Genomic DNA, 16,429 nt, shown 5'->3' with positions numbered 1-16,429 from the left:
AACGGTTTTCGCGCCGGTTTTCGTTTCCAGAAGAGGCGTAAACTGGATCGGCCTGGCGCAGGAGGGAGCGGGCGTGTGTCTGTCATCCGCTTCCATCTAGGGCGTCATGCGGAAAAGTGGATAGTTTTTCCGCGGCAGCGGTTCAGCCGGCAGAGGTTCGGCGCCGACCCGTGAAAGGCCGGCGCCCGAAAGCATCAGGCGGCAAGTTTCGTCGCAAGGGCGGCAAGCACGGCGTCGCCCATTTCAGCGGTGCCGACCTTCCGGCACCCTTCGGCCATGATGTCGCCGGTGCGGTAGCCCTGTTCCAGCACGTCGGCAATCGCCGCTTCCAGCGCTTCGGCCTCGGCGATCATGTTGAAGGAATAGCGCAGGCACATGGCGAAGGAGGCGATCATGGCCAGCGGATTGGCAATGCCCTGCCCGGCGATATCGGGCGCAGAGCCATGGACGGGCTCATACATCGCCTTGCGCTTGCCGGTTGCCGGGTCTTCCGCGCCGAGCGAGGCCGATGGCAGCATGCCGAGCGAACCGGTCAGCATGGCGGCGACGTCGGAAAGCATGTCGCCGAAGAGATTGTCGGTGACGATCACGTCGAACTGCTTGGGCGCGCGCACCAGCTGCATGCCGCCGGCATCGGCCAGCATGTGGGAAAGCTTCACATCGGGGAACTTCTCGTCGTGAACGCGGGTGACGACCTGGTTCCAGAACAGGCCGGACTTCATCACATTGCGCTTTTCCATCGAGCAGACACGATTGTCGCGGGTGCGGGCAAGCTCGAAGGCGACGGCGGCGATGCGCTCGATCTCGTAGGTGTCATAGACCTGCGTGTCGATGGCGCGCTGCTGGCCGTTGTCGAGATCGATGATCTCCTTCGGCTCGCCGAAATAGACGCCGCCGGTCAGTTCGCGCACGATCAGGATGTCGAGCCCCTCGACCAGTTCCGGCTTTAGCGAGGACGAGGCGGCAAGGGCCGAATAGCAGATGGCCGGACGCAGATTGGCAAAGAGCTGCATGTCCTTGCGCAGGCGCAGCAGGCCGGCTTCGGGGCGCACGTCATACGGTACATTGTCCCATTTCGGGCCGCCGACGGCCGCGAGAATAACCGCGTCGGCCGCCATGGCACGCGCCATGTCGTCATCGGAGATCGCCACGCCGTGTGCGTCATAGGCCGACCCGCCGACAAGGCCCTTTTCGACCGTAAAACCCGCGCCGGCCTTCTCGTTCATGAAGGCGATGATCTTTTCGAGTTCCGCGGTGATTTCCGGACCGATGCCGTCGCCGGGCAGAAGAAAGAGTTTACGCTGGCTCAAGGAGGCCTCCCGTGTTGCTGAAAACCCGCGCGCCCGCTCAACCCCGGGAAGCGCATCAATGGCTGTCCGATCATGATCGCAACCGCCGTGTTGGCGCCGGTTCTAGACCGCATATGCCCGGTTTTCAAGCCGGTTCGGCAGCTTGCGGTACGCCCGGAGGCGGCCTATTCGCGAGCGCGCGAAAGGCGCGCCATCAGCGTTTCGGGCTCTTCGTCGGCTGGCTTGCCGTATTTGACCGTCACCACCTTGTAGCCCTCGGTTTCCAGCCGGTTCAAGAGCGGTCCGATCGCGCGCGCCGTACGCCCCTGGAGGTCATGCATCAAAACGATGCCGCCGCCGCGCCTGGCAAGGCCGGTCATGATCCGGTTGACCAGAACATCGGTCGAGGCCTGTTCATAGTCGCGCGAATCGATGTCGATGCCGACCGGGATCATGCCGCGCTCCTGCAGCGCGCGATCAAGAGCTGTGGTCTCCGCCAGATAGGGGAAGCGGAAGAAGCGGGGCTTCACGCCCGTCGCCTTTTCGACAGCGGCGATGCCGCGATCGATATTGGCGACCGCGCCTGCATATGACAGACCCGGCAAATGCGGGTGCGAATAGGTATGCGTGCCGATGGTCTGATCGCTCTCGACAACCAGTTCGGCGATTTCCGGATGGTAGTGCGCCATCTCGCCGACCATGAAGAACAGCCCCTTGACCCCGTGATCCGCAAGCGCCTGGAGCACGGCCGGCGTCTTTGACGGCACCGGACCGTCATCAAAGGTCAACACGACCTCCTTGGGAGCCAGCGTGATGTCTCGGGTCTCGTCAAGATAGAGGGTGCGCCCGGCGAGCGGATAATCCCTCACCGGACTATTCGCGACAAGGCGGATAGGGCGGATGGGGCCTACCGCATCCGCGCCCTCTACGATCCGCGAATGGATCGAGCTGATCTTGAGCGGGGCTTCTTCTGCCGCCGTCGCCTTCTCGATTGAACCCGTCATCATCACCTCGATGGCCTTGGGACTGCCCGAAGCGCGCTCTGCCGGCCTCTCCGTCGCCACGAGCGCCGTCTGAAGGGTCGTTGTATCACGTTGTCCGGTGGAAGCGCAGGAGGCGAGCGCGAGAACGCCAAGGCCGAAAAGGCCGTTCAGCAAACGGTGCATTGGTAATCCAGTTCAGCCAGTGACTCGAGAAAGCGAACGGCGCATCACGCCGCCCGGCTCTTGGTCAAAAAATGTGGCAATATGGTTACCAAACGGTAAAGTACCGCGCGCATAGGCGCTCTATGGTTGCATTTTTCCGTTCGCAAACGGCCCTGACGGACTACAGGACAAGGATTGCCCTGAAATCATTGACATTGGTCAGGGTGGGGCCGGTAATCACCTGATCGCCGAGCGCCTCGAAGAACCCGTGGCCGTCATTGTTCTCCAGCGACGCCCGCGCATCGATGCCGGCCTCGCGCGCCCGCTTCAGCGTATCGGGGTCGATCACCGCGCCGGCAACTTCCTCCCGCCCGTCCACGCCGTCCGTATCGCCGGAAAGCGCATGGACGCCCGAAAGGCCGTTGAGATGGACCGCAAGCGACAGCAGGAACTCGACATTGCGTCCGCCGCGCCCGTCGCCCTTCACGGTCACGCTCGTCTCCCCGCCCGACAGGACGAGCGCCGGGCGGGCAATCGGGATATCGTGGTGATGGATGGCCTCGGCGATGCCGGCATGGACGATGCCGACCTCGCTTGCCTCCCCCTCGATCGTATCGCCGAGCACAAGCACGTTGAGCCCGGCGGCCCGCGCCTTGTCGGCCGCCGCTTCGAGCGACATCAGCGGCGTCGCGATGATATGGTTCTCGGTCCTTGCCAGGCGCGGGTCGTCGGGCGACACGCATTCGGCAAGCCGCGAATCAAGATGCTGCGCGACATGATCCGGCAATTCGATGCGGTAGCGCTTGATGATCGCCTTTGCATCCTCGGCCGTCGTGGTCTCGCCAACGGTCGGACCCGAGGCGATGATGGCCGGATCGTCGCCCGGCACGTCGGAGATCAGCAGCGCGTGGCAGCGCGCCGGATGGATGGCGGCGGCGAGCCGCCCGCCCTTGATGGCGGAGAGGTGCTTGCGCACGCAATTGACCTCGTCGATCGATGCCCCGCATCTGAGCAGCGCCTTGTTCACCGAAATCTTGTCTTCGAGCGTCAGTCCGTCCGGCGGCAGGGACAGAAGCGCCGAGCCGCCGCCGGAGATCAGCACGATGACGAGGTCGTCCTCCGTAAGGCCGGAAACCAATTCCAGAATGCGCCTGGCCGCGCGTTCTCCGGCGGCATCCGGCACGGGATGGGAAGCGGAGAGAATTTCGATCTTCTCGCACGGCGCCTCGTGGCCGTAGCGGGTGACGACCACGCCTTCGAGCGGACCGTCCCAGCAGGCTTCGAGCGCCTCGGCCATGCGCGCCGACCCCTTGCCGGCGCCGACGACAACGGTGCGGCCTTTCGGCGGTTCGGGCAGATACCGGGATACCTGTTCCATCGGGTCGGCGGCGGCCACCGCCACGTCGAAAAGCGAACGCAGAAAGCCTGCCGGATCGTCATTGAACTGCATGATTATTCCTGTAGGGCATGGACGGTGGTTCGCATCTTCCACATAAATCGAGGCATCTCAAGTTTCTTGGGAACCATTGCGCGACTGATGCGTTAAATTAACGCGGGGCGTGCGCCCGGCAGTTTCTTCAGTCTGGAGGTTTCGCTTCAGTCGCCCATCATGTTTGATAGAGAAACCAACCGCTGCGCGATGTCGCCCGACGTATTGCAAGGAAGGATCCATTATGGCTCACATAAACGAGTCCGATAAATTTCCCAGTATCGCTCTTGTTTCCACTCACGGCTATGTTGCGGCCGATCCTCCGCTCGGTGCCGCCGATACCGGCGGCCAGGTCGTCTATATTCTGGAGCTTTCGAAAAAGCTTGCCCAGCTCGGCTTTTCTGTCGACATCTACACCCGCCGGTTCGAGGACCAGCCGGAGGTCGACGAGGTCGACGAACGCGTGCGCGTCGTGCGCATTCCTTGCGGCGGCAAGGAGTTCATTCCCAAGGAATATCTCTACAAGCATCTTCTGGAGTGGAGCGAGAACGCGCTGCGCTACATGCGCGAGCATGATCTGAACTATAATTTCATCAACTCGCACTACTGGGACGCCGGCTATGCCGGGCTGAGGCTCGCCGAGGCGCTCTCCATCCCCCATCTGCACACGCCGCATTCGCTGGGCCTGTGGAAGAAGCGGACCATGGAGACCGATTACCCGGACCAGAAGGAGCAGTTCGAGAAGGACTTCAATTTCACCGAACGGATCAAGCACGAAAACAAGATCTACCGCGCCTGCGACAGCGTGATCGCGACCACGCCGATCCAGGTCGACATGCTCGTCGAAGACTACGGCATTCGCGAAGATCGCGTCTACATGATCCCGCCGGGTTACGACGACAACCGGTTCTACCCGATCTCCGCCGCGTCGCGAAACATGCTGCGCGAACAGTTCGGTTTCAAGGGCAAGACCGTGCTCTCGCTCGGCAGGCTTGCCACCAACAAGGGCTATGACCTGCTGATCGAGGCCTTTTCCGTCATGGCCGAACGCGTGCCGGATGCCGAACTCCATCTGGCCGTCGGCGGCGAGGACATGGACGAGCTTGAGACCCGCATCCTCAACGAGTTGAAGGACCAGGTCAAAAGACTTGGCCTTGAGGACAAGGTGCACTTCTCCGGCTATGTCTCGGACGAGGCCCTGCCGGATATCTATCGCGCTGCCGACATGTTCGTATTGTCAAGCCGCTACGAGCCCTTCGGCATGACGGCGATCGAGGCGATGGCCTCGGGCACGCCGACGGTCGTGACCACCAATGGCGGGCTTTACCGCGCCATTTCCTTCGGCCGCCACGCGCTGTTTGCCGATACGTTCGACAAATACGACCTCGGCATCATGATGATGAAGCCGTTCAAGCACCAGCGGCTCTATAATCGTCTGGCCCGCATGGGCGCCCACAAGGCGCGCAGCCTGTTCACATGGACCGGCATCGCCCAGCAGCTGATCTCGCTCGTCGAGGGCCGACCGATGCGCCAGTCGCTGACGGACAGTGACTGGGCGGAACCGTGGAATGACGGCGACTGATGATGGCGATCAGACTGTTTTCCTCCGATCTCGACGGCACGCTTGTCGGCGACAATGGTTCAACGGCGCGTTTCCGGGAGGCCTTCGAGGCCATCCCGGAGGAGCGTCGGCCGATCCTCGTTTATAACAGCGGCCGGCTTGTCGACGATATCCGCGCGCTGATCGGCACGGTCGGGCTGCCGGAGCCCGATTTTCTCATCGGCGGCGTCGGCACCATGGTGCACGACCACAGGGCCGACAGCCCCGTCGATGGCTTCCATGACCATATCCGCGCCGGTTTCGACGCGGCAAAGGTCGCGCGGGTCCTGGGCGATGTGCCGGATCTCAACTACCAGCCGAAGCGCTATCAGCATGATTTCAAGTCGAGCTGGTATCTGAACGATGCCAAGGAGAGCAGGCTTTCGGCGATCAGGGATACGCTGGCGACCGAGGGCCTGGATGTGAAGCTTGTCTATTCGTCGGGCCGCGACCTCGATGTCCTGCCGCGCGCCGCCGACAAGGGCGCCTGCCTGTCATGGCTGTGCGACAGGCTCGGCATCGCCCATGAGGAGGTCGTGGTTGCCGGCGATACCGGCAATGACGCCGCCATGTTCGAGGTTCCGGGCGTGCGCGGCATCATCCCGGCCAACGGCTTCGACGAATTGCGCGAAATTGCCCGAGCCAGCGGCAATATCTACGAGGCAAAAGGCGAGATCGCCGACGGCGTGATCGAGGGCCTTCGCCACTTCGGCGTGCCGATTTGACAGAAGATGCGGTGCCGGATGAGCGCCGCATCAGCCGTGACCAAAACCTATTGTTTGATGGTCAATGGGCAGAGCTCGGTGGATTTGATTGTAATCGTGGCTCGGCTTCCGAGACAGTCATAGTAGCAAATTTTGTTGAAACCGCTGACCTCTTGCCCCCTGCCAAAACACGTCACCGCCAAAAGGTCCGGCGCACCTGAGAGCGTCGGCTGCGCACCCTGAAGCTGCGACGGACCGGTGGACGCAAACGACATGAGCCCGATCACACCGACCGGAATTATGAGCATGCGGTACTTCATCCTGCCCTCCCATAAGCAGACCACCACACAATGCTACCAAAGATTGATTACATGTAAATTTATTTCTGAGGGTTGTGCTTATTTTTGAGTTGGAGCAGGTCCGGTAACTGAAAAAGGCCAGTCGCTGGACTGGCCTTTTGAAGGAGAAAACTGATGTCTCAGGCAATCACGCCCAGGGGCGCTCGGCGGCCAGCTTGTCTTCGTAGCTTGCGATGCTGTCGGCCTTTTCCAGCGTCAGCGAAATGTCATCGAGACCGTTCAGCAGGCAATGACGGCGGAAGGCGTCGATCGAGAACTTGACCGAACCGCCGTCCGGACCGGTGATTTCCTGGTTCTCCAGATCAACCGTCACAACTGCATTGGATCCGCGCTCGGCGTCGTCCATCAGCTTGTCGAGTTCGGCCTGCGATACGATGATCGGCAGGATGCCGTTCTTGAAGCAGTTGTTGTAGAAGATATCGGCAAAGCTCGTGGAGATGACGCAGCGGATACCGAAGTCGGCCAGCGCCCACGGCGCATGCTCGCGCGAGGAGCCGCAGCCGAAATTGTCGCCGGCAACGAGGATCTTGGCATTCCGGTAGGCCGGCTGGTTCAGCACAAAATCCGGATTTTCCGTGCCGTCCTGATTGTAGCGCGCCTCGGCGAACAGGCCCTTGCCGAGACCGGTGCGCTTGATCGTCTTGAGGTAATCCTTGGGAATGATCATGTCGGTGTCGACATTGACCACGGGCAGCGGCGCGGCGACGCCGGTCAGCTTGACGAATTTTTCCATGATTGATCCCTCAGCGCGATTGAAGCTTGTTTTCGCGTTTTGATCTAAAGCGCTTTTCCGGCGATTTCAATGAAAAACGGTACCTCGGGGTACGCATGTCACAAAAGGCGGCGCGAGGCCGCCCGGAATTTTCACGATCAGCGTCGACCGTTACAGATCGATGATCTTGCCGCGACCGTCGTCCCAAACGCGCATGCCATCACGCTTGCGGCAATCGCGGGTCTTCACCGGCACGGGAGCATGGTTGAGTTTGAAGGCGATCATCCGCGCGACCGTGAGAACGGCGAGCACGGCAATCAGGGCAAGGCCAATGGAAGCAGCAAACACAGTCACGAACGCCACGGCGGCCAGACCGACAATTGCCATGAATACGGTGCGGATTTTTTCCATCGTCAAATTCCTTTCACATTTGCTAATCTGGCGCTTCGCCGGGGCTTTCGCAAGAGGGCCGAAGCCATTTTGTCTCATTGATTGCCGGAACGAATTTTGAAAAGCTTCAATTTGATGTGACTTAAATTAGAATGAGTCCGGATATTGTTAGGAATAAGGCCGTGAAAGAGATCAAGCTTTGGCGCTCCGCCCTGTCGGTACCCGCCGTGAACCGCCGCGCACTGGAGAAATCGAAGACACTGGCCGCCGACGCCGTCATCTACGACCTTGAGGATTCCGTTGCCCATGGTCGCAAGGCGGAGGCGCGCGAAAACCTGGAGCAGTTCTTCACCCAGAGCCGCCCCGCCAACGTCACCACGGCAATCCGCATCAACCCGCTCGACACGGAAACCGGCCAGGAAGACATGAAGACGGCGCTTGCCTGCCAGCCGGATGCGATCCTGCTTCCCAAGGTTGAGACCGTCGCCAATGTCGCCGCCGCCAGCGCCATGCTGACCAGAAACGGCGCACCGCTGCGCATTCGCCTCTGGGCCATGCTGGAAACGCCGGCGGGCATCGTCAATGCCGCCGCCATTGCCGGGGCCTATTCGCAGGCATCGGCCGGCGGCAGGCTCGAGGCGCTGATCGTCGGCGTCAACGATCTGAGATCGGCAACCGGCGTTGCCCCCGCGCCCGGCCGTGCCTATCTGGTGCCCTGGCTGATGCAGGTGGTGCTTGCCGCCCGCGCCTATGACATCGCGGTGATCGACGGGGTCTATAATGACTTTGCCGACAGCGAAGGCTTTGCGGTAGAATGCGAAGAGGCTCGCGCCATGGGCTTTGACGGCAAGATGCTGATCCATCCGAACCAGATCGAGCCCGCAAACGCGCATTTCAGTCCTTCAGAAGCAGCCCTTGCCGAAGCCCGCGCCATTGTCGAAGCCTTTGCAAAGCCGGAAGCGCAAGAGCTGAACGTCATCGACCTTGACGGCCGCATGGTGGAACGCCTGCACCTTGAACAGGCCGAAGCCCTCCTCGCCAAGGCCGGCCAATCAGCATAGGAAACCCTAATGAAACTCTACCGCTTTCTCACCGGCCCCGATGACTCCAGCTTCTGCCATAAGGTCACCGCAGCGCTGAACAAGGGCTGGGCGCTCCACGGTTCTCCCTCGCTCACCTATGACCCGCTTCTCGGCAAGACCTATTGCGGCCAGGCCGTGGTGAAGGAGGTCGAGGGCAAGGACTATGACCCGTCGATCAAGCTTGGCGAACAGTAGGGCGCGAGGCCCTACTTCGCGCCCCAGAGCAGCTTGAAGCGTGCGTTGCGGTATTCCTCGCCGCTCTTCTTGCAGTTTTCGGCGAGCACGTCCTCGTATGGCAGGCCGCGATTGGCGACCAGCAGCAGACGACCGCCGGGCTTCAGCGCGGTCGCGGCAGCCTTGACCAATGCCTTGCCAAGCGACGGCTCGGCTGCCTTTCCGGTATGGAAGGGCGGGTTCATGATGATCAGGTCATAGCGGATCTTGACCGGTTCGGAGGCCAGGTCCTGCCAGAAGAAGCGGGTTGCGGGTGCCGCCGCCGCAAGGTTGACCTTCGCCCGCTCCAGCGCGCGCCAGTCCGCCTCATAGAGATCGATGCCGACCGTACCCGGCGCCCTTTCCGCCAGCATGGCCGAGAGATACCCCCAGCCCGCGCCGAAATCGGCCGCGAGACCGGCAAAATCTTCCGGCAGACGTTCGGCCAGAATGCGCGAACCTTCATCCACCCGGTCATGCGAGAAAAGACCCGGCACGGTGGTGAACCGGCCGTCGATTTCGACGGTCGGGTGCGTGAATGCGGCAACCGCCTCGCGCGCATCGTCGGGACGGGTGAACCACAGCGCAACGCCGTGATATTTCGGCATGGCCTCCAGATCGGCAAACATCTTGCCGAGGCGCTTGCGCATGGACTGCACGCCGTCTTCCTTCGAGCCGGCAATGACGATGAGGCCGCCGGGGACGGTTTTCGCCAGCGCTTCGGCCACGCGATTTTCGTTTTCGCCGCGATGCTTGGTGAGAAGGATCAGCGTCGCCGCATAGGGCCCCTCGCCCGCCTCCGGCGAGACGGAAGCGCCTGCCCGCTCAAGCGCGGCATAATGCAAGCGAAACGGCTGCACGGCCGAGAGTTCTCCGGAAAAGCCTTCCGGCAGGCGATAACCGGCTTCAGCGCCGAGAAACAGCACGGGGCCGGCAACCGGCTCGACAGTGCCGCTGTCGAAGGGATGGAAGAGTGTTTTCAGCGTCTCGCGAGCCATGATGTCACCTGTGAAAAAGGCGTGAGCCACAATTGCTCACGCCTGAAATTGTCGGTCTGCCGGGCCACGCCTCTCACAATCTCTTCCCTTGAGGCAGAGAGGGGTGAACGCTATCGGCAAATGCGGAGCAACGGGCTTATGCCCATTACCCCTCTCTGTCGCTTTCGCGACATCTCCCCCTCAAGGGGGAGATTGGAGGGAGCATCACTGCTCCGCAGGTCCAAACCTGACAGTTAGCCAGCCTTACTCGGCGGCGTCGGATTTCGGCTTGCGCTCGATTTCCTTGCCGGTTTCCTGGTCAACGACCTTCATCGACAGCTTGACCTTGCCGCGCTCGTCAAAGCCGATGAGCTTGACCCAGACCTTGTCGCCTTCCTTGACGACGTCGGTGGTCTTGGCAACGCGTTCCTGCGCCAGCTGCGAGATGTGAACCAGACCGTCGCGCGGGCCGAAGAAGTTGACGAAAGCGCCGAAGTCGGCGGTCTTGACGACCGTGCCTTCGTAGATGGCGTTGAGCTCCGGCTCGTCGACGATGGAGTGGATCCACTTCTTGGCGGCCTCGATCTCCTTGCCCGAGGAAGACGCGATCTTGATCGTGCCGTCATCGTCAATGTTGATCTTGGCGCCGGTCTTCTCGACGATCTCGCGGATGATCTTGCCGCCTGCGCCGATCACGTCGCGGATCTTGTCGACGGCAATCGACATCATCTCGATGCGCGGTGCGTATTCGCCGAGCTGCTCGCGGCTTTCGGCAAGCGCCTTGGACATTTCGCCCAGGATGTGAAGGCGACCGCCCTTGGCCTGGTTCAGCGCGATGTTCATGATCTCTTCGGTGATACCGGCGATCTTGATGTCCATCTGCAGCGAGGTGACGCCGGCTTCCGTGCCGGCAACCTTGAAGTCCATGTCGCCGAGGTGGTCCTCGTCACCGAGAATGTCGGAGAGCACGGCGAAACGTTCGCCTTCGAGGATCAGGCCCATGGCGATGCCGGCAACCGGCTTGGCCAGCGGAACGCCGGCATCCATCAGCGCCAGCGAGGTGCCGCAGACGGTTGCCATCGAGGACGAACCGTTGGATTCGGTGATCTCGGAGACAACGCGCAGCGTGTAGGGGAACTGCTCGATTTCCGGCAGCATCGGACGGATGGCGCGCCACGCGAGCTTGCCGTGACCGATTTCGCGACGGCCCGGGGAACCCATGCGGCCCGTCTCACCGACCGAATAGGGCGGGAAGTTGTAGTGCAGCAGGAAGCGTTCCTTGTACATGCCGGTCAGCGCGTCGACGAACTGCTCGTCCTCGCCGGTGCCGAGCGTGGCAACGACCAGCGCCTGGGTTTCGCCGCGGGTGAACAGCGCCGAACCATGGGTGCGCGGCAGAAGGCCGACTTCGGAAACGATCGGGCGGACGGTCTCGAGATCGCGGCCGTCGATGCGGCTCTTGGTGTCGAGAATGTTCCAGCGGACGATCTTGGCCTGGAGGTGCTTGAACACGGCGCCGATCTGCTCGGCCGTGTACTTCGCTTCCTCGCCTTCGGCCGGCGCGTAGCGCTCCTTGACCTTGGCCTTGCAGGCATCAACCGCATTGTAGCGGGCGGCCTTGTCGGTGATCTTGTAAGCGTCGCGCAGTTCGCCTTCGATGAAGGAAAGCATGTCGGCTTCGAGGGCGGACTGGTCTTCCGGCTCGAATTCGCGCGGCTCCTTGGCGGCAACTTCGGCGAGCTTGATGATCGCGTCGATGACCGGCTGGAAGCCCTTGTGGCCGAACATGACAGCGCCGAGCATGACGTCCTCGGGAAGTTCCTTGGCTTCCGATTCCACCATCAGCACGGCATCGCCCGTACCGGCGACGACGAGATCGAGCGCGGTTTCCGGCATTTCGTCGATATGCGGGTTCAGCACATATTCGCCGTTGATGTAGCCGACGCGCGCGCCGCCGATCGGGCCCATGAAGGGAACGCCGGAAAGAGTCAGCGCTGCAGACGTTGCGACCATGGCCAGAACGTCCGGATTGTTTTCAAGGTCGTGCTGCAGAACGGTGATCACGACCTGCGTGTCGTTCTTGTAGCCTTCCGGAAAGAGCGGGCGGATCGGACGGTCGATCAGGCGAGAGACCAGCGTCTCGTTTTCGCTCGGACGACCTTCGCGCTTGAAATAACCGCCGGGAATGCGGCCGGCCGCATAGGTTTTTTCCTGGTAGTTGACGGTGAGCGGGAAGAAGTCCTGGCCGGGCTTGGCTTCCTTGGCGGAAACGACGGTGGCGAGAACGGCGGTCTCGCCATAGGTGGCGAGAACGGCGCCGTCTGCCTGACGGGCAACCTTGCCGGTCTCCAGCTTGAGCGTGCGTCCCGCCCACTCGATTTCCACTGTGTGGGTGTTGAACATGTCTTGTCCTTCAATAAGTGCGCGCGCTGCCCTTTCCTCATGAAAAGGGCGCAACGCGATCTCGACGTTACATTCGACGCGTCACGGGCAAGACAGCGCGCCGCTTCCGATATCGAAGCGGCCAGCAATCCTGCCCCATGACAGGTCCGTTACGGCTTGCGCGGAACCGGAATGCCATCATCCCGGCTTCGCCTTTCAGATCCCTTCGCCCGCCACGGCTTGGAACCGGCGCACATGATGCGCGAAATAAAAGCGGCGGACGCGAGGCGCCCGCCGGTCATGCGGCTTAGCGGCGAATGCCCAGGCGACCGATGAGGGTCGTGTAACGGCTTTCGTCGATCCGCTTCAGATAGTCGAGCAGCGAACGGCGGGTCGAAACCAGCGTCAGCAGACCACGGCGGGAATGGTTGTCCTTCTTGTGGTCCTTGAAGTGCTCGGTCAGGTTGGTGATCCGCTCGGTGAGGATCGCAACCTGAACCTCCGGCGAACCGGTGTCGCCTTCCTTCGTTGCGAATTCCTTGATCAGCTCTGCCTTGCGTTCAGCAGCAATCGACATCGGGTCATCCTTTCGAAATGAGGGTGTTTTTTGGGTCGCCCGGGCCGGGATGTCGTCCAGCAAGGGCCGTTTAAACGCATTTATTTCAATGCTGGCCGCGATATAGGGCAAAAGCGCGTGTTTGTCGAGTGTCATGGTAGGGGCTGCCTGCGGCACGGCCTTTCGGCATTTCCCGGGGCGTGAGCAGCGACCTTCTCCTGCTTCAGCGAAAACGACGGTCGTCCTCCTCTGGCGAGAAACGCAGTGCCCTCCTATATCACTCCCACTAACGAACCATAAACTCCGCACCTGCCTGCCAGACGAAATCCGGCGTTCCGCCACACTCTTGATGTGACATGCCGGCTGAATAGTCCTCCGGCGCGCGGAGCCAGAACAGGGAGCGTCAACCATGCTTGCAGTCATACACGATACCTTCGGCGAACCTGCCGATGTTCTCGTCGCCAGGGAAACGGCGACGCCCGTGCCTGGTTCCGGCCAAGTCCTGGTACGGATGAAACTCAGCCCGATCCACAATCACGATCTCTGGACCATTCGCGGCAATTATGGCTACAAGCCGGAACTGCCCGGCGCCATCGGCGGTAGCGAAGCGCTCGGCGTGATCGAGAAAGTCGGCGCCGATGTAGATCAAGCCATGGTCGGCAAGCGTGTTGCCGTGGCCGGCGTCCATGGCAGCTGGGCCGAGTTCTTCATCGCACCTGCGGGTAGCGTACTGCCATTGCCCGACGAAATTTCCGACGAGGACGGCGCGCAGTTGATCGCCATGCCCTTCAGCGCTATCTCGCTACTGGAAACGCTGCGCGCCAAGAAAGGCGACTGGATCATCCAGACAGCCGCCAACGGCGCGGTCGGCAAGCTTATGACCACATTGGCGAAAAGCCACGGCATCAATCTCGTCAGCCTTGTGCGTCGGAAAGAAGCTGTGAAGGAACTTCACGACCTCGGCATCGGCAATGTCTTCTCCACAGCAGATGAAGACTGGAAGGATGAGGTTCGCGCGCTGATCGGCGAGGACGGCGCGACCTCTGCGATCGATTCCGTCGGCGGCGACACTGCGGCTGATCTTGTCGATCTTCTGGGCGTGGATGGCGAGTTGGTCGTTTTCGGAACGGCCACCGGTGCGCCCATGCCGCTTTCTTCCGGCACGCTGATCATGAAGCATATCACCGTTCGCGGCTTCTGGGGTTCCAGGGTCAGCAAGGAGATGGATGATGAAAAGAGGAAAACGCTGATCGGAGAGCTGGTCGCGTTGGCGGCGAAAGGCGAACTGCAGCTTGAAACGGACGAAATCTTTCCGCTCCAAAAGGCAGCCGACGCCGCCAGTGCCGCATTGAAGCCCGGACGCAAGGGCAAGGTGATGCTGCATCCCTGAAGACTGCACAGCGCCGGTCCGACCGGAGCATTGCCGTCCGCTAGTCGCGATGCGATAGTTTGAAAGAGCAGAACGGAAAGGCCGCACAATGGCTTATCGCAATATCATCGCGGCTGGCGCAATGGCGGTGCTTGCGACCGCCACCCAGGCGCTCGCCAATCCCGCCGAGATCAAGGCGATCGAAACGCTCTGGCAGAACCCGCAGGACCCCGGTGCTCTGGTATCGGAAAGCTTTGCCCGGGCGGTGCCCGACGAACAACTGACCGCTCTCGTCAATCGCCTGAAAAAGGAGACCGGACCGGCGATCAAGGTTGAAGGGGACAAGGGCGAGTATCTGATCGTGACCGAAACCCATGAGATCCCGGTGGAAATCTCGCTGGATGGTGACGGCAGGATACAGGGCCTGTTCTTCAGTCCGCCCGAGGTCCTGACCGAAGGGCCCGCCGCGACGCTCGCGGCCTTCGAGGCCTTGCCGGGCACGGTTTCCTATCTGGTGAGCTCCGACGACAAGACGCTTTTTGACCGAAACGCCGACACCCCTCTTGCCGTCGCCTCGGCCTTCAAGCTCGGCGTTCTCAAGGTGTTGCTTTCCGACATTGCGGCGCAGACGCGAAACTGGCAGGACATCGTCACGCTTCAGCCGGAAGACAGGTCCCTGCCGAGCGGTCGCCTGCAGACTTTTCCGGACGCCTCGCCGCTGACGTTGCATACGCTGGCAACGCTGATGATCGCCGAAAGCGACAATACCGCGACCGACATGCTGATGCGCGTGCTCGGCGCCGACCGGGTCGCAGACGCCCTCGGTCTTCGAAGCGTGCTCACCACCCGCCAGGCCTTCGCGCTGAAGGCCGATCCGGAACTCGCCCGGCAATACGAGGCTGCGCCGGTCGAAGACAAAGCGGCGATCGCTAAAAAGGCGGCGGCCGCCCCGCTTCCGTCCGTCTCCGCCGTGCTCGGGCCAATGACGGCAGGCATCGAGTGGTCTTTGTCCAACGCGAAACTCTGCGCCCTGATGGGCGAGGTCGCCGGGACGGACGTCTTTTCCGTCAATCCCGGACCGGTGCGCCCCGGCGACTGGCAATCGGTCGCCTTCAAGGGCGGCAGCGAGACCGGCGTGCTGAACCTGACGGCGCAACTGACGGGCAAGGACAAACGCACGGTCTGCCTCTCCGTCACCATAAATGACACGGCCGCCATCGATGAAACGAAGGCGGCCGGTCTGTTCACGCGACTTGCGCATCAACTGGCGACATCAGGAAAGTGATCAGCCGAACACCCGGCGCGGCTTGAACTGGCCTTGCGCGATCTCGCCAATGGCCACAAGACGACCGCCGACAGAGGCATAGGCCTCCGGCTCCTCCACCGGCGCGTGGGCGCCGCGCAGGATGATCGGGTTGCCGAGCTTGAGGCGGCGCGCCTGTTCGTCCGTCACCGGCACATGCGGCAGGCTCGTCAGCGCTTCCGAGGTATCGACGAGGAATTCTTCCAATGCGGCAAAGCGCTCGGCGTCGTCCTCGATTTCCTCCAGCGCCGTCAGTTCCGAGAGCGGAACCAGCATGTCCTCGGAGAACGGCGCGACGAAGGGGCGGCGCAGCGCCGAGATATGGCCGAAACAGCCAAGGTCGCGCCCCATGTCACGGGCGAGCGCGCGCACATAGGTGCCCTTGCCGCACTCGACTTCAAAATCCGCCGAATTCTCGTCCGGGCAGCCGATCAGCGTCAGCCGGTGGATCTCGACCTCACGCGTCGGGATTTCCACCGTCTCGCCCTCGCGCGCCAAGTCATAGGCGCGGTTGCCGTCGATCTTGATGGCGGAGAACTGCGGCGGCACCTGTTCGATCACGCCGGTGTATTTTTCAAGCAAGGCCTCGATATCGGCCCGCGCCGGGCGCTTGTCCGAGCTTTCGGTGACATCCCCCTCAAGGTCGTCCGTCGCCCGTTCCTCGCCCCAGGTCACGGTGAATTCATAAATCTTGCGGCCTTCCATGACATAGGGCACGGTCTTGGTCGCGTCGCCGAGCGCGATCGGCAACATGCCGGAGGCCAGCGGGTCGAGCGTGCCGGCATGGCCCGCCTTCTGCGCCTTGAACAGCCATTTGATCTTGGAGACCGCCTCGGTCGAGCCGAAATCGACGGGCTTGTCGAGGATCAGCCAACCGGAAACGGGACGGCCCTTGGGTTTTCTCTGTCGTGCCATATCC

The 16,429-nt window shown here is 61.9% G+C and carries 15 protein-coding genes; 6 read left to right on the top strand and 9 right to left on the bottom strand.

Annotated elements, in window-relative coordinates; all coding sequences use genetic code 11:
- Window positions 1-194: 194 nt before the first annotated feature.
- The 3 genes from leuB to FF124_RS04645 form a co-directional block, all read right to left on the bottom strand.
- Entirely contained in the window at window positions 195-1,310 is a 1,116-nt protein-coding gene (leuB, locus tag FF124_RS04655) for a 3-isopropylmalate dehydrogenase (protein ID WP_138747310.1), read from the bottom strand.
- 164 nt (window positions 1,311-1,474) lie between these two features.
- A complete protein-coding gene (locus FF124_RS04650; RefSeq protein ID WP_138747309.1) occupies window positions 1,475-2,455 on the bottom strand; it encodes a polysaccharide deacetylase family protein in 981 nt (326 codons plus the stop codon).
- 160 nt (window positions 2,456-2,615) lie between these two features.
- The gene (locus FF124_RS04645; RefSeq protein ID WP_138747308.1) at window positions 2,616-3,884 is read right to left on the bottom strand and encodes a glycerate kinase type-2 family protein; all 1,269 of its coding nucleotides are present in this window, start codon (window positions 3,882-3,884) and stop codon (window positions 2,616-2,618) included.
- A 223-nt stretch (window positions 3,885-4,107) separates the two neighbouring features.
- Between FF124_RS04645 and FF124_RS04640 the strand changes: the two genes are divergently transcribed.
- Both FF124_RS04640 and FF124_RS04635 read left to right on the top strand, forming a co-directional pair.
- A complete protein-coding gene (locus FF124_RS04640; protein WP_138747307.1) occupies window positions 4,108-5,445 on the top strand; it encodes a glycosyltransferase family 4 protein in 1,338 nt (445 codons plus the stop codon).
- Entirely contained in the window at window positions 5,445-6,188 is a 744-nt protein-coding gene (locus FF124_RS04635) for an HAD-IIB family hydrolase (protein ID WP_138747306.1), read from the top strand. Before FF124_RS04640 ends, FF124_RS04635 begins: the two co-directional genes overlap by 1 nt.
- A 465-nt stretch (window positions 6,189-6,653) precedes the next feature.
- Here FF124_RS04635 and leuD read toward each other — a convergent pair whose 3' ends face one another.
- The gene (gene leuD, locus FF124_RS04630; RefSeq protein WP_138747305.1) at window positions 6,654-7,259 is read right to left on the bottom strand and encodes a 3-isopropylmalate dehydratase small subunit; all 606 of its coding nucleotides are present in this window, start codon (window positions 7,257-7,259) and stop codon (window positions 6,654-6,656) included.
- A 150-nt stretch (window positions 7,260-7,409) separates the two neighbouring features.
- Complete coding sequence (locus tag FF124_RS04625; protein WP_138747304.1) at window positions 7,410-7,649, bottom strand: hypothetical protein; 240 nt, start codon at window positions 7,647-7,649, stop codon at window positions 7,410-7,412.
- Between the two features lie 131 nt (window positions 7,650-7,780).
- Here FF124_RS04625 and FF124_RS04620 point away from each other — a divergent pair, with 131 nt between their 5' ends.
- Entirely contained in the window at window positions 7,781-8,689 is a 909-nt protein-coding gene (locus FF124_RS04620) for an HpcH/HpaI aldolase/citrate lyase family protein (RefSeq protein WP_138747303.1), read from the top strand.
- A gap of 9 nt (window positions 8,690-8,698) precedes the next feature.
- Complete coding sequence (locus tag FF124_RS04615; RefSeq protein WP_138747302.1) at window positions 8,699-8,905, top strand: DUF1737 domain-containing protein; 207 nt, start codon at window positions 8,699-8,701, stop codon at window positions 8,903-8,905.
- A gap of 11 nt (window positions 8,906-8,916) precedes the next feature.
- Here the strand turns inward: FF124_RS04615 and FF124_RS04610 are convergent, their stop codons facing one another.
- The 3 genes from FF124_RS04610 to rpsO form a co-directional block, all read right to left on the bottom strand.
- Window positions 8,917-9,921, bottom strand: coding sequence for a class I SAM-dependent methyltransferase (locus FF124_RS04610; protein WP_138747301.1), 1,005 nt, complete (start codon window positions 9,919-9,921; stop codon window positions 8,917-8,919).
- A gap of 243 nt (window positions 9,922-10,164) precedes the next feature.
- Window positions 10,165-12,303: a polyribonucleotide nucleotidyltransferase gene (gene pnp / locus FF124_RS04605; RefSeq protein ID WP_138747300.1), complete on the bottom strand. Its 2,139-nt coding sequence runs from the start codon at window positions 12,301-12,303 to the stop codon at window positions 10,165-10,167.
- A gap of 286 nt (window positions 12,304-12,589) precedes the next feature.
- On the bottom strand, window positions 12,590-12,859 hold the full coding sequence (gene rpsO / locus FF124_RS04600) for a 30S ribosomal protein S15 (protein WP_138747414.1): 270 nt from the start codon (window positions 12,857-12,859) through the stop codon (window positions 12,590-12,592).
- 388 nt (window positions 12,860-13,247) lie between these two features.
- On the opposite strand from rpsO, the gene FF124_RS04595 reads away from it, so the two are divergent.
- On the top strand, window positions 13,248-14,228 hold the full coding sequence (locus FF124_RS04595; protein ID WP_138747299.1) for a zinc-binding dehydrogenase: 981 nt from the start codon (window positions 13,248-13,250) through the stop codon (window positions 14,226-14,228).
- Window positions 14,229-14,316: 88 nt separating this feature from the next.
- Complete coding sequence (locus FF124_RS04590; RefSeq protein ID WP_138747298.1) at window positions 14,317-15,492, top strand: serine hydrolase; 1,176 nt, start codon at window positions 14,317-14,319, stop codon at window positions 15,490-15,492.
- On the opposite strand, the gene truB is transcribed toward FF124_RS04590, so the two are convergent.
- Window positions 15,493-16,425 (bottom strand): tRNA pseudouridine(55) synthase TruB, encoded by a 933-nt coding sequence (truB, locus tag FF124_RS04585; protein WP_138747297.1) that lies wholly within the window; start codon window positions 16,423-16,425, stop codon window positions 15,493-15,495.
- Between the last annotated feature and the right edge of the window lie 4 nt (window positions 16,426-16,429).

This window comes from Martelella lutilitoris, from assembly GCF_005924265.1.
Classification (GTDB): Bacteria; Pseudomonadota; Alphaproteobacteria; order Rhizobiales; family Rhizobiaceae; genus Martelella; species Martelella lutilitoris.
This window is presented reverse-complemented; position numbering and strand designations above follow the sequence as displayed.